This is a genomic window from Streptomyces montanus, assembly GCF_005786655.1.
Lineage (GTDB): Bacteria > Actinomycetota > Actinomycetes > Streptomycetales > Streptomycetaceae > Streptomyces > Streptomyces sporangiiformans.
The window spans coordinates 64,378-76,730 of the sequence record NZ_VBZC01000004.1 but is presented as its reverse complement, the minus strand read 5'-3'; the positions used below and the strand labels follow the sequence as shown (position 1 = coordinate 76,730).

Annotated in this window: 12 protein-coding genes and 1 riboswitch; of the genes, 7 read left to right on the top strand and 5 right to left on the bottom strand. The window is 72.1% G+C overall.

Annotated features, from left to right (window positions below; genetic code table 11):
* Window position 1: 1 nt before the first annotated feature.
* A complete protein-coding gene (locus FE633_RS04330) occupies window positions 2–1,459 on the bottom strand; it encodes an aldehyde dehydrogenase (protein ID WP_138043726.1) in 1,458 nt (485 codons plus the stop codon).
* A gap of 193 nt (window positions 1,460–1,652) precedes the next feature.
* Here FE633_RS04330 and FE633_RS04325 point away from each other — a divergent pair, with 193 nt between their 5' ends.
* The gene (locus FE633_RS04325) at window positions 1,653–2,696 is read left to right on the top strand and encodes a Strvi_7410 family MBL fold metallo-hydrolase (protein ID WP_138043725.1); all 1,044 of its coding nucleotides are present in this window, start codon (window positions 1,653–1,655) and stop codon (window positions 2,694–2,696) included.
* Window positions 2,697–2,801: 105 nt separating this feature from the next.
* Here the strand turns inward: FE633_RS04325 and FE633_RS49140 are convergent, their stop codons facing one another.
* Both FE633_RS49140 and FE633_RS49135 read right to left on the bottom strand, forming a co-directional pair.
* Window positions 2,802–3,440 carry a serine hydrolase domain-containing protein gene (locus tag FE633_RS49140; protein ID WP_281291121.1) on the bottom strand — a complete coding sequence of 213 codons (639 nt, stop codon included), beginning with the start codon at window positions 3,438–3,440 and terminating at the stop codon, window positions 2,802–2,804.
* The gene (locus FE633_RS49135) at window positions 3,362–4,024 is read right to left on the bottom strand and encodes a serine hydrolase domain-containing protein (protein WP_281291120.1); all 663 of its coding nucleotides are present in this window, start codon (window positions 4,022–4,024) and stop codon (window positions 3,362–3,364) included. Before FE633_RS49135 ends, FE633_RS49140 begins: the two co-directional genes overlap by 79 nt.
* A 181-nt stretch (window positions 4,025–4,205) precedes the next feature.
* Here FE633_RS49135 and FE633_RS04315 point away from each other — a divergent pair, with 181 nt between their 5' ends.
* Complete coding sequence (locus tag FE633_RS04315) at window positions 4,206–4,646, top strand: nuclear transport factor 2 family protein (RefSeq protein ID WP_138043724.1); 441 nt, start codon at window positions 4,206–4,208, stop codon at window positions 4,644–4,646.
* Here FE633_RS04315 and FE633_RS04310 read toward each other — a convergent pair.
* Window positions 4,640–5,350, bottom strand: coding sequence for a phosphotransferase (locus FE633_RS04310; RefSeq protein ID WP_138043723.1), 711 nt, complete (start codon window positions 5,348–5,350; stop codon window positions 4,640–4,642). The two genes, FE633_RS04315 and FE633_RS04310, sit on opposite strands and share 7 nt — an antisense overlap.
* A 115-nt stretch (window positions 5,351–5,465) precedes the next feature.
* Window positions 5,466–5,564: riboswitch (cobalamin riboswitch) on the top strand.
* A 131-nt stretch (window positions 5,565–5,695) separates the two neighbouring features.
* Between FE633_RS04310 and FE633_RS04305 the strand changes: the two genes are divergently transcribed.
* The 5 genes from FE633_RS04305 to FE633_RS04285 are packed head-to-tail and all read left to right on the top strand — an operon-like array spanning window position 5,696 to window position 11,403.
* Complete coding sequence (locus FE633_RS04305; protein WP_138043722.1) at window positions 5,696–6,970, top strand: SCO2321 family membrane protein; 1,275 nt, start codon at window positions 5,696–5,698, stop codon at window positions 6,968–6,970.
* A 29-nt stretch (window positions 6,971–6,999) separates the two neighbouring features.
* Window positions 7,000–7,632 carry an SCO2322 family protein gene (locus FE633_RS04300; RefSeq protein WP_138043872.1) on the top strand — a complete coding sequence of 211 codons (633 nt, stop codon included), beginning with the start codon at window positions 7,000–7,002 and terminating at the stop codon, window positions 7,630–7,632.
* Between the two features lie 17 nt (window positions 7,633–7,649).
* On the top strand, window positions 7,650–8,825 hold the full coding sequence (locus tag FE633_RS04295) for an energy-coupling factor transporter transmembrane component T (protein WP_138043721.1): 1,176 nt from the start codon (window positions 7,650–7,652) through the stop codon (window positions 8,823–8,825).
* Entirely contained in the window at window positions 8,822–10,546 is a 1,725-nt protein-coding gene (locus FE633_RS04290) for an ABC transporter ATP-binding protein (protein WP_138043720.1), read from the top strand. The genes FE633_RS04295 and FE633_RS04290 overlap by 4 nt, the downstream gene beginning before the upstream one ends.
* Window positions 10,543–11,403 (top strand): ECF transporter S component, encoded by an 861-nt coding sequence (locus tag FE633_RS04285; protein WP_138043719.1) that lies wholly within the window; start codon window positions 10,543–10,545, stop codon window positions 11,401–11,403. The genes FE633_RS04290 and FE633_RS04285 overlap by 4 nt, the downstream gene beginning before the upstream one ends.
* Here the strand turns inward: FE633_RS04285 and FE633_RS04280 are convergent.
* Complete coding sequence (locus FE633_RS04280) at window positions 11,299–12,222, bottom strand: putative RNA methyltransferase (RefSeq protein WP_171059793.1); 924 nt, start codon at window positions 12,220–12,222, stop codon at window positions 11,299–11,301. The two genes, FE633_RS04285 and FE633_RS04280, sit on opposite strands and share 105 nt — an antisense overlap.
* Window positions 12,223–12,353 lie beyond the last annotated feature (131 nt).

Genomic DNA, 12,353 nt, shown 5'->3' with positions numbered 1-12,353 from the left:
CCTACGCCTCCCAGCCGGCGGGCAGGTGGATCATCTTGTGCTCCAGGTACTCGCCGTATCCCTCGGGGCCGAACTCCCGCCCCAGGCCCGAGTTCTTGTAGCCGCCGAAGGGGCCGAGCATGTCCAGGCTGAAGGTGTTGACGGAGTACGTTCCGGTGCGCACCCGGCGGGCCACGTCGATGCCGTGCGCCACGTCCGCCGTCCAGACGCTGCCGCTCAGGCCGTAGTCGGAGTCGTTCGCGATCTTCAGCGCCTCGTCTTCGTCGCCGTACGGCAGCAGACAGATCACCGGGCCGAAGATCTCCTCGCGGGCGATCCGCATGGAGTTGTCGACGTCGCCGAAGAGCGTCGGCTCGACGTACCAGCCGCGGTCGAGTCCGGCCGGACGGCCCCCGCCGGTAAGGACTTTCGCGCCTTCCTCCTGGCCGATGCGGATGTAGTCGAGGTTGCGCTGCTGCTGCCGACGGGCCACCAGCGGGCCCACCTGGGTCGCCGGGTCCAGCGGGTCGCCCACCACCAGCGCGCCCGCCGCCGTCGCGAACGCGTCCGCGAACTCGTCGTAGCGCGAGCGCGGCAGCAGGATGCGGGTCTGGGCGACACACGCCTGGCCGTTGTTCATCCAGGCCGCCGAGACGATGCCCGGCACGGACGTCTCGAGGTCGGCGTCCGGGAGCACCACGGCCGCCGACTTGCCGCCCAGTTCCAAGGTCACCCGGGTGAGATTGCGGGAGGCGACCTCCATCACGCGCTTGCCGGCCGCCACCGAGCCCGTGAAGGACACCTTGTCGACGCCGGGATGCCCGACGAGGTACTCGCTCACCTCGCGGTCGGCCGGCAGGATCGACAGCACGCCCTCCGGCAGTCCCGCCTCCTTCGCGATCTCGCCGAGGATGTACGCGTCCAGGGGCGACTCGGGCGACGGTTTGAGGACGACCGCGCAGCCGGCGAGCAGCGCGGGGGCGAGCTTGGCCGCCGCCACGAACTGCGGGACGTTCCAGGGGGCCACGGCCGCGACGACACCCACGGGTTCACGCCGGACGAGGATGCGCCCGAGCACTCCGTCGCGGGTCTCCTCGTACGTGTAGTCCCGCGCGACCGTGATCGCCGCGTCCCACACCATCATCGCGCCGAGCGCCTGCGCGAGGACGCTCCAGGAGTACGGCGACCCGTTCTCGGAGGAGATGACGCGGGCGATCTCCTCGTGGCGTACGGCGATCGCGTCCTTGATCCGGGTGACGACCTCGATCCGCTCGTCGAGGGTCATACGCGGCCAGGGGCCCTCGTCGAACGCCGTGCGCGCGGCCGCGACGGCCCGGTCCACGTCGGCCGTCGAGGCGTGCGGCACCCGCCCGATGACGTCCTCCGTGTGCGGCGAGATCACCTCGATGACGTCCTTGCCCAGGGGGTCCGTCAACTCCCCGCCGATGAACAGCTGTCCGTGTTCCACGAGCTCGGTCATGAGCGACTGCCTCCTGGGAGCCGGGCGTTCCCACTTCCTGACACTGTTTCAGATACGTACGGGGAACTGATACCAGTTCTAGTTATAGTGAGCAATGGCCATGCGCCATGGGCCACAGCGCCGTGCGCCATGCGTACCGCGCACGCGCCACGCGCCCGGAGGTGCCCGCGCCCGCGGGCGGGATGGGGAATCCATGACACAGGTGACCGACCACGGCGGAGGCGTCCGGTCTCTCAAGGTCCCCATCCCGGACAATCCGCTCGGGCACACCCTCGTCCATCTCCTCGACACCGACCGCGGTCCGGTTCTCATCGACACGGGATGGGACGACCCCGAATCCTGGGACACGTTGGGCAATGGCCTGGAGGCGTGCGGCACTTCGGTCGCGGAGATCCATGGCGTGGTCATCACCCACCACCATCCCGACCACCACGGCCTGTCCGGCAAGGTCCGTGAGGCCTCCGGCGCGTGGATCGCGATGCACGCCGCCGACGCCTCGATCGTGCGCCGCAGCCGCGAGACCCGGCAGGAGCGCTGGTACGGCTACATGGCCGAGAAGCTCCGGGCCGCCGGCGCTCCCGACGCGCACGTGGCGCCACTGCTCGCGGCCCGCGCATCGGGCCGGACGCGGACGATGCCGGGCCTGAACTCCGCCCTCCCCGACCGCGAGATCGTCCCCGGCGAACTCCTCGACCTCGCGGGCCGTCGCCTCCGCGCTATCTGGACGCCGGGTCACACACCGGGCCATGTCTGCCTCCATCTGGAGGAAGAGCATCCGGCGCAACTCCCCGGCAGCGGCCGCCTGTTCTCGGGCGACCACCTCCTCCCCGAGATCACGCCGCACATCGGCCTGTACGAGGACCCGGACGACGCCACCGTCACCGACCCGCTCGGCGACTACCTCGACTCCCTGGAGCGGGTCGGACGCCTGGCCCCCGCCGAGGTCCTCCCGGCGCATCAGCATCCCTTCACCGACGCGCCGTCCCGCGTACGGGAGTTGCTCGCCCATCACGAGGCCCGGCTGACCGGGCTCCTCTCCCTCCTCACCACCGCGCTCACGCCCTGGCAGCTCGCCGAACGCATGGAGTGGAACCGGCCCTGGGAGCAGATCCCCTACGGCTCACGGAACATCGCGGTCTCGGAGGCCGAGGCCCATCTGCGACGGCTGGTGAAGCTGGGGCGTGCGGAGGCGGTGACGGGGAGCGATCCGGTGACTTACAGAGCCGTGTCCGCCTGATCACCATCCGCCTGATCACCATCCGGCTGATCGCCATCCACGTGATCAACGTCCGCGTGATCGCCGCATCCGTGATCGCCGTCTCCGTGATCGCCGCCGGAGTGGCTACTTCGTCCCGCACAGTGCGTGGCCGACGAGTTGTGCCGTCGCCCGGTCCTGGCGGTCCTGCTGCTCCTGGCCGGGCCGCCAGGTGGTCGTGGAGGTGGCAACGGCGCGGCGGCCGTCGGGGGTGGCGCCGGCTTCGGAGATGAAGCCGGGCATGGTGCCGCCGTGGTACCAGATCCCGTCGTCACATCCGTCGACCGGGCGCCAGTAGATGCCGAGGCCGTACCGGGCGCCGGGCTCGACGTCCCACTTGTCCTTGGCCTCCACGGTCTCCTTCATCCGGGCCAGTTGGGCGGGACGCAGCAGCCGTCCGCCCAGCAGGGCGCGGAAGAACGTGTTCACGTCGGTCGTCGTGCTGATGAGAGGGGCGTCGGGCATGGGGACGAACACGGAGGTGTCCGTCAGCTTCTTGTGTGCGGGGAACTGGGTGTAAGCGGTGGCCCGGGGCCGGGGAACGTAGGCCGAGCTGCCCGCCACGATGGTGTGGCGCAGGCCGAGCGGGGCGATGATGCGGTCGTCGATCTCCTCGGCCAGGGAACGGCCCGTGATCTTCTCGATGATCATCTCGGCCAGCAGGTAGTTGGTGTTGGAGTATCCCCAGCGCGTCTCGCCCTCCGGATCACTGGGATCGGGAGCCATTGCGGCGGGTTCTTCATCGCCAGGGCGACCAGTTCCTCCGGCCGATAGGCGTGGAACCGCTCCTCCTGGAACTTCTCGGGCGTGAACTGCCGTACCCACGGCAGGTGTTCGTCGTAGTCGTTCAGGCCGCTGGTCTGCCGCAGCAGGTTCGCCACGGTGATCCTGCTGCCGTCGTTGCCGTTGCCGTGCACCACGCCGGGCAGCAGGCGTTCCACCGTGTCGTCCAGTTCGAGTTTGCCCTCTTCCACCAGTTGCAGGGCGACCGTGGCGGTGAAGGGCTTCGTGATGCTGCCGATGCGGTAGTACGCGTTCCAGGGGACCGGCCCGCCGGTCTTGAGATCCGCCGTACCGGAGCGGGCGGCCATCCGGCCGTCGGCGGTCCGCACCTGGGCGAGCACGCCGGTGGCGCCGGCTGCCCAGACCGCGTCGGCGTCACGCTGGAGCACGGCCCGGCCGTACCCCTCCGCGGCAACGGGATCGGCGGCCGGCCCCTGACCCACGCCGTCCGACGCGCCGAGTAACGCGAACGCGACCGCCACCGCCGTCCCGCACGTCATCAGAGCCTTCGCTCTCGTACGCACCATGAAAACTCTCCGTCGGAGTCGAATGATCGACCACCACGCTGGCGTGGAATGGAGAGGGCCGCCATGACGACAGCCCCCGGACGCGAGGTCGGGACAACCCGAACCCATGGCCGACACTCACTACGGTGTGACCACGGAAAATCGCGTGAGGCTCCGGCCGAGGAACTGATACGCATCACCCATGGACCCACTCGATCAGTTGCTCGCCGAGCGCGCCTGTGAACGCGTCATCCTGGACTTCGTCCACCGCCTCGATCTCGGTGAACCCACCACGGTGGCCGAGCTGTTCACGGAGGACGGCACCTGGGAGTGGCCCGAGGGCGAGCGGCTCGTCGAGGGGCGGGACGCCCTGCGGACGTACTTCGGTTCGCGCCCCGCGGACCGCCTCTCCCGACGCATGATGGCCAACGTCCTCGTCACCGTGGACTCGCCGGCCACGGCCACGGCCACCTCGTACTTCGCGACGTACCGCGTCGACGGCCACACCGGCGGCATCACCCCGGCCCGGGCCCCGGTGCAGGTCGGAAACTACGAGGACACGTTCCGCAGAGTCGGCGACACCTGGCTGCTCGCCTCCCGGACCCTCCACCTGCCCTTCGGAGGGCCGACGCCCCGTCAGTGAGCGGACTTCAGCAGCGTACGGATCAAGTCCTCGGCGGCGCTCAGGAGTTCGACCTCGCGTCGGCTCATCGTCGGGTTGGCCGCGCGGCGCGCTCTCGCCGGTGCGAGGCCTCCGCGCCGGTCGTCCGTCAGGAGGGACGGATCGGGGCAGCCGTCGAGCAGGGCGGTCAGGATGTCGTGGGCCAGCGGTGCGCGAGGGTCGTCGTCGGTGTCCGTGGCGACCTGGGCCAGGATCACGGCGGACACTCCCCAGTCGAGGCCGGGTGGGCCCTCCTCCGTGTTGTCCCAGTCGATCACCGCGGGGCCATCCGGCGTGAGGATCACGTTCTCCGGGTGCAGATCGAGGTGCAGGACGCGGGTGGCGGGGTCGGCCGAGCGGCGGCGGGGCGGGATCGTGTGCAGGCGGATCAGCAGCCGCGCGAGCGTCGTTCCTGCCTCCCGGGCGTCGAGTTCGCCCGCGGCCGCCGCCCCGATCATGGTCGGACCGGACAGCCGCTCCATCACCAGGTCCGAGCGGGTCGTCGCCCTCGCCTTCGGCGCCGGGTAGCCGTGTCCTCGTACGTACTCCATGACGGCCGCCTCGGCCGGCGCGTCCCCGTGGCCGTCGCGGTAGCGGCGCAGCACCCACGCCTCGTCGTCGAGCGCGTACACATCCGCGGTGCGGCCGGAGCCGAGCAGGCGGCCCGGCCGTGGGTGACCTCGCATGCGCCGAAGTTACCGGGCCCGGTGAGCCGGGGCAGCCGGGGCCGGCCGCAGGACCGGACCTCAGCGTCTTGCTACGGGCCGGTACAGTGAGGAGGTCGTCATCACACTCGTACGGGGGGAAGCCGGTGCAAATCCGGCGCTGACCCGCAACCGTGAATCGCCCTCAGCCTTCAGCCAGCAGGCATCAGCGAGTGGGCGGTGAGCCGGAATGCCCCGTGTGGAATGTGACCGGCTCGCGTCACCGCAGACCGCCGGTGACCGGCACCGTCGAGGCATACGGGGCCGAGCCGCCCGGGGCTCTGGGCTGCCCGGCTCGCCGTGAGCACAGAGAGGCACCCGCCGATCATGATCGTTCGCCGCAGCGCCGCCTTACTGGCCGCCACCGCCGTGATCGGTACGGTGTGCGCGCCGGCCGCCTTCGCCGACGAATCCCCCTCCCCGTCCGCGTCTCAGGCGTTCCCTTCCGGTCTGTTCGGCAGCACCGACCCGACGTACGACGGAGTCTGGCGGCAGTCGCTCGCGCTGCTGGCCCAGCACACCGTGGGCGTGAAGCCCGCCGCGGAGGCCGTCGACTGGCTCACGGGTCAGCAGTGCGCGAACGGGGCGTTCGCGCCGTACCGCGCCGACGCGAGCGCGCGGTGCGACACCAAGACGAAGATCGACACGAACAGCACGGCCGCCGCGGTGCAGGCCCTGGAGGCGCTCGGCGGGCACCGCTCGGTTACCGGCGACGCCGTGAAGTGGCTGAAGTCCGTGCAGAACGAGGACGGCGGCTGGGGGTACGCCCCGGGCGGGGCCAGCGACGCGAACTCGACGTCCGTGGTGATCGGCGCCCTAAAAGCCGCGGACATCGACCCCGGTGACGTGCCGTCGAAGGACGAGAAGACACCGTACGACGCCCTGCTCGCGCTCTCCGTCCCGTGCGACGAGGACGGCGGCGGCGCCTTCGCCTTCCAGCCGGACAAGAAGGGCCGGCTCGCCGCGAATGCCGACGCCACGGCGGCAGGGGTGCTCGGCTCGCTCGGCCAGGGGCTGGTGACACAGACAGGGGACAAAGCCGGGGACGACGCGTCGAGGGGCTCCGCTGCGAAGGGCTCCAAGTGCGAGCGCGGGGACTCCTTCACGCGTCAGGACGCGGCAGCGAACGGTGCCGCCCACCTCACCGGTGCCCTCGCCAAGAACGGCTATCTGAAGTCCGCGCTCGCCGGCGCCGAGGACCAGCCCGACCACGGCACCACCGCCGACGCGGTCGTCGCGCTCGCCGCCGCGGGCCGTACGTCCGAGACCGGGAAGCCGCTCGCCTGGCTGGAGAAGAACTCCGGTACCTGGGCGGCGAAGAGCGGCCCGGCCGCGTACGCACAGCTGATCTTCGCGGCACACGCGACCGGTACGGACCCACGCGACTTCGGCGGCGCGGACCTGGTCAAGCAGCTCGGGGCGACCGGGCCGGCCCCCGGCCAGGACTCCGACGACTCCGCCGGGCCGGCCGACGAGAACAAGAAGAAGCAGAACGACGAGGACGGCGGGGTCAGCCTCTGGTGGATCATCGGGGTCGGCCTGGTCGGCGGCATCGGCGTCGGGTTCCTGATCAGCGGCCGCAACAAGAAGCAGCAGCCGTGACCCGCAAGGTCCTGGTGGTCCTCGGTCTCATGCTCGCCGTGCTCGGTACGGCGGCGGGGCCGACGCAGGCGGACGCGGCCGGCTACCGGTACTGGTCCTACTGGGAGTTCGACGGCGGCAAGTGGGTGTACGCGACCCAGGGGCCGTCGATCGCGCGGCCCTCGAACGGTGACGTTCAGGGGTTCCGGTTCTCGGTGAGCGAGGACTCGCAGGACTCCGCGAAGCCGCGCGGGAGCGCGGACTTCGCGACGATCTGCGAGCGGACTCCCGCGCGGGACGGTGCGAAACGGGTCGCCCTCGTCCTCGACTTCGGCACCGCCGCGGACGCGCCGTCCGGCGAGACGCCGCCTCGCCCGCGTACGGCCTGTGCCCGTGTCCCGGACGACGCCACGGCGGCGGACGCGCTCGCCGCGGTCGCGAAGCCGCTGCGCTACGACACCAACGCCCTGCTCTGCGCCATCTCGGGCTACCCGCACGCCGGTTGCGGCGAGCAGGTCTCGGCCACCAAGCCGACGGCTTCCGCCTCGCCCAGGGGTGAGCGCGAGTCCGAGGGGCGTGCGGCCCGTGATCAAGGGCCGTCCCTGGGGCCGGCCGCGGGCGTCGCGGCCGTGGCGGTACTGGGCGCTGCCGTGATCTGGCAGACGCGCCGGCGGCGCGGCTGACGGGCGGGCGGGCGTCGATGAGCAAGGCCCAGTCGGTCCGCAACGAGCAGCCGCCCCGAACCGCCCGGCGACAGCTGCGCGCCCCCGTGAGCACCCGCTCCAACGCCCTCCACCCGGGCGCGTGGTGGCTCTGGGCCCTAGGCCTCGGAACCGCTGCCTCCCGTACCACGAACCCCCTCCTCCTCGCGCTCCTCATCGGCGTGGCCGGATATGTGGTGGCGGCCCGTCGCACCGAAGCCCCCTGGTCCCGCTCGTACGGCGCCTTCGTCAAACTCGCGCTCGCCGTACTCGCCATCCGAGTCGTCTTCGCCGTCCTCCTCGGCTCGCCCATCCCCGGCACCCACACCCTGGTCACGCTGCCCGAACTCCCCCTCCCCCACTGGGCGCAGGGCATCCGAGTCGGCGGCCGGGTCACCGCGGAAGGCCTGGTCTTCGCCCTCTACGACGGCCTGAAACTGGCCACGCTCCTCGTCTGCGTCGGCGCGGCGAACGCGCTCGCCAACCCGGCTCGGCTCCTCAAATCCCTCCCGGGCGCCTTGTACGAGGCGGGAGTCGCCGTCGTCGTCGCGCTCACCTTCGCGCCGAACCTGATCGCGGACGTACAGCGTCTGCGTGCCGCACGCCGTCTGCGCGGCCGTCCCGACAGCGGGATGCGCGGACTGCTCCAGGTCGGACTCCCGGTCCTGGAGGGCGCGTTGGAGCGTTCCGTCGCGCTGGCGGCGGCGATGGACGCGCGCGGATACGGCCGCACCGCCGAGGTGGCGCCCGCGATCCGCCGCACCACCGCCGCCCTGACCCTCGGTGGCCTGGTCGGTGTCTGCGCGGGAACGTACGGACTGCTCACGGCGGAGGGCGGCGGTGAGGGCGGCGGTTACGGCCTGCCCGTCCTTCTGGCCGGACTCGGCGCGGCCCTCGCCGGGCTGTGGCTCGGTGGCCGCCGCTCGCTGCGCACGCGCTACCGGCCGGACGTGTGGGGCGTCCGTGCGTGGCTGGTCGCAGCGTCCGGCGCGGGGGTCGCGGCGCTGCTGATCCTCTACGCCTCGTACGACTCCGCCGCCCTGCATCCCGGCGTCGTCCCCCTGACGTCCCCGACCCTCCCTCTGTGGCCGGCCGCCGCGATCCTGCTCGGCCTCGTCCCTTCCTTCGTCGCCCCTGCCCCCGCCGCCCCTACTTCCTCCAAGGAGCTCTCGTGATCCGCTTCGAGGATGTCTCCGTGACGTACGACGGGGCGGCCGGGCCGACCGTCCAGGGTATCGATCTCACCGTCCCCGAAGGGGAGTTGGTACTGCTCGTCGGTCCGTCCGGGGTCGGGAAGTCGACGGTGCTGGGCGCGGTGAGCGGGCTGGTTCCGCACTTCACGGGCGGCACCCTGCGCGGCCGGGTGACGGTGGCCGGCCGGGACACACGCACGCACAAGCCGCGCGAACTCGCCGACGTGGTCGGCACGGTGGGGCAGGACCCGCTCGCGCACTTCGTCACGGACACGGTGGAGGACGAACTCGCGTACGGCATGGAGTCGTTGGGCCTGGCGCCGGACGTGATGCGCCGCCGCGTCGAGGAGACCCTCGACCTGCTCGGCCTGGCGGACCTCCGCGAGCGCCCGATCGCCACGCTGTCGGGCGGTCAGCGGCAGCGGGTGGCGATCGGTTCGGTCCTCACCCCGCACCCGAGGGTCCTGGTCCTCGACGAGCCGACTTCGGCGCTCGACCCGGCCGCCGCGGAGGAGGTTCTCGCCGTCCTCCAGCGCCTCGTCCACGACCTCGGCACCACGGTCCTGATGGCCGAACACCGCCTCGAACGGGTCATCCAGTACGCGGACCAGGTCGCACTTCTCCCCTCCCCGGGCGCCCCACTCGTACTCGGCACGCCGTCCGAGGTCATGGCCGTCTCGCCGGTGTACCCGCCGGTGGTGGCCCTGGGCCGGCTCGCCGAGTGGTCCCCGCTGCCGCTGACGGTGCGCGACGCACGCCGGAGGGCGGGGGCGCTGCGGGAACGGCTGGAGGGGATGGCGTACGAGGACGTCGGCGCGGACGCGCGCACGAGCACGGGCGCAACACCCCCGTCTCCCGCACCCCGCCCCGTGCCGCACCGCTCCCGCCTCTTCCGCAAGCGCGACACCCCAACTTCCCCTTCGGCACGGGTAGTTGCCGCGGTCGACAATCTCACCGTCCGCCGCGGCCGTGTCGAGGCGCTCCACGACGTCACCCTGACCGTGGCCCCCGGCGAGACCATCGCGCTCATGGGCCGCAACGGCGCCGGAAAGTCCACGCTGCTCAGCGCGCTCGTCGGGCTGGTCGAACCGGCGGCGGGATCCGTACGGGTCGGCGGGGCCGTACCGCACCGGACGGCACCCCGTGACCTCGTGCGCCGGGTCGGCCTCGTACCGCAGGAGCCCCGCGACCTGCTGTACGCGGACACAGTTGCCGCCGAGTGCGCGGCCGCCGACAGCGACGCGGGCGCGGAGCCGGGCACATGCCGCACCTTGGTGTCCGAACTGCTCCCCGGGATCGCGGACGGCACCCACCCCCGCGACCTCTCGGAGGGCCAACGACTCGCCCTGGCCCTGGCGGTCGTCCTGACCGCCCGCCCTCCGCTGCTCCTCCTGGACGAGCCGACCCGCGGCCTCGACTACGCGGCAAAGTCGCGCCTGGTCACGGTCCTGCGCGAACTGGCGTCCCAGGGGCGCGCGATCGTCCTGGCCACCCACGACGTGGAACTGGCAGCCGAACTCTCCCACCGCGTCGTCATCCTCGCCGACGGCGAACCCGTGGCCGACGGCCCGACCGGCGAGGTCGTCGTCGCGTCCCCGTCCTTCGCCCCGCAGATCGCCAAGATCCTGGCCCCGCAGAAGTGGCTGACGGTCACACAGATACGAGCCGCTCTGCACGCAATCGACCAGGAGACGGAGAAATGACCCAGGCCCAAGCCCGCCCCATCCGCCTGGGCCCCCGTTCCCTCACCGCCCTCGCCCTGGTCAGCGCCATCGGCCTGGCCGCCTTCACCTGGCCCCTCTTCGCCGGCCCCACCTCGCAGGTCAGCGCCCATGCCCAGGACGCACCCTGGCTCTTCGCCGGGCTGCTCGTGCTCCTGGTCGGGGTCGTCGGTGCGGCGATCTCCGAGTCGGGGATCGGGGCGAAGGCCGTGGCCATGCTCGGGGTGCTGGCGGCGACCGGGGCCGCGTTGCGGCCGATCGGGGCCGGGACGGCCGGGATCGAGCCGATGTTCTTCCTCATGGTGCTGAGCGGCAGAGTTCTCGGCCCCGGCTTCGGGTTCGTGCTCGGGGCGGTCACCATGTTCGCGTCCGCGCTGCTCACGGGCGGAGTCGGGCCGTGGATGCCGTTCCAGATGCTCAGCATGGGGTGGTTCGCGATGGGCGCGGGCCTGCTCCCCGGCCCTGACAGGCTGCGCGGCCGCGGGGAGTTGCTCATGCTCGCCGCGTACGGCGCCGTCGCGGCCTTCGCGTACGGCACGCTCATGAACCTGGCCGGCTGGCCCTTCATGGACGCGCTGACGTCGAGCGCCGCCTTCGACCCGCACGACGGCATCGACGCCAACCTCGCCCGCTTCCTGGCGTACTGCCTTGCCACCTCACTCGGTTGGGACCTCGGACGGGCGGCGGTCACGGTCGCCCTGACCCTCACCCTGGGCGCAACCGTCCTCAAGGCCCTACGCCGAGCCACCCGCCGGGCGGCCTTCGAGACCGCGGTCACCTTCGAGGCCCCGCTCGGTGCGGAGCCCGTTCCCCCGAGGCCGGTAGGCGGTGGCCAGTAAGGAGACGGTGACCTGGTGTGGCAGGAGGCCGTCATCGTCCAGGTCCGCACGGTTCAGGTGGCGTGCGCTCGGCGTCATCCCCACCAGGTCGAGGGCCTCCAGCCTGGTCAGGGACGTGGCGTACTCGACCTGCTCGGTGTCGGCGGCCTCGAAGAAGGGGGCCAACGCCTGGTGCAGGCGCTGCTCCTTGGCCGGGTCGATCGTGACCATCGCAGGCACCTGGCCGCGCAGCTCGGCCAGGTGCCGCCCGGTAGGACGCACCACGACCAGCCGGCCGGTCGGGCGCAACACCCGGTGGAACTCCGATGGGTTGCGCGGGGCGAACACGTCCAGCACGACGTCGGCCACCCCGTCGGCCAGCGGGAAGGGACGGAAGACGTCCCAGGTCGCCGCGGCGGCTCGCTCATGGGCGCGGGCCGCTGAGCGCAGAGCGCGCACCGAGGTGTCCAGGCCCAGGCCACGTGCGCCGGGCCGCTGGTCGAGTACGCCGGCCAGGTAGTAGCCCGTGCCGCAACCGACGTCCACGACCGCGCCCTGCTCGGGCACGGTGTCGGCCGCCAGGCGGGCCACGGCCTGGCGGATGGGCTCGTACCTGCCGGTGGACAGGAACCGGTCCCGGGCTCGGGCCATGTCCGCGTCGTCGCCGCTGGTGGCGCGGGTGCCCGTCAGGAGGCTGACGTAGCCATGGCGGGCGATGTCGAAGGTGTGGCCCGCCGGGCAGCGCAGTGCGCCGCGGTCGGGGTGGAGACGGGTGCGGCACATCGGGCAGCGCAGCAGGTCGAGGAACTGTTCGAGGGCAGGGGGAAGCAACACGGGCACGAGGCACTCCGGGCAACGATGAAGGGAAGGGACCGTGCCTGCACGCGCTCAGGAAGTCGCCGCCCCGGGAAGGGACGGGCCCGGCGCCCGGCCGCCTCGGTACGGGCAGCGCCGGGAGCGAGGTTCACGCG

Excerpts from the sequence above, each read along its gene's own strand:
- FE633_RS04330 (WP_138043726.1), bottom strand. The coding sequence starts at position 1,459 with ATGACCGAGCTCGTGGAACACGGACAGCTGTTCATCGGCGGGGAGTTG.
- FE633_RS04325 (WP_138043725.1), top strand. The coding sequence starts at position 1,653 with ATGACACAGGTGACCGACCACGGCGGAGGCGTCCGGTCTCTCAAGGTC.
- FE633_RS49140 (WP_281291121.1), bottom strand. The coding sequence starts at position 3,440 with ATGGCTCCCGATCCCAGTGATCCGGAGGGCGAGACGCGCTGGGGATAC.
- FE633_RS49135 (WP_281291120.1), bottom strand. The coding sequence starts at position 4,024 with ATGGTGCGTACGAGAGCGAAGGCTCTGATGACGTGCGGGACGGCGGTG.
- FE633_RS04315 (WP_138043724.1), top strand. The coding sequence starts at position 4,206 with ATGGACCCACTCGATCAGTTGCTCGCCGAGCGCGCCTGTGAACGCGTC.
- FE633_RS04310 (WP_138043723.1), bottom strand. The coding sequence starts at position 5,350 with ATGCGAGGTCACCCACGGCCGGGCCGCCTGCTCGGCTCCGGCCGCACC.
- FE633_RS04305 (WP_138043722.1), top strand. The coding sequence starts at position 5,696 with ATGATCGTTCGCCGCAGCGCCGCCTTACTGGCCGCCACCGCCGTGATC.
- FE633_RS04300 (WP_138043872.1), top strand. The coding sequence starts at position 7,000 with ATGCTCGCCGTGCTCGGTACGGCGGCGGGGCCGACGCAGGCGGACGCG.
- FE633_RS04295 (WP_138043721.1), top strand. The coding sequence starts at position 7,650 with ATGAGCAAGGCCCAGTCGGTCCGCAACGAGCAGCCGCCCCGAACCGCC.
- FE633_RS04285 (WP_138043719.1), top strand. The coding sequence starts at position 10,543 with ATGACCCAGGCCCAAGCCCGCCCCATCCGCCTGGGCCCCCGTTCCCTC.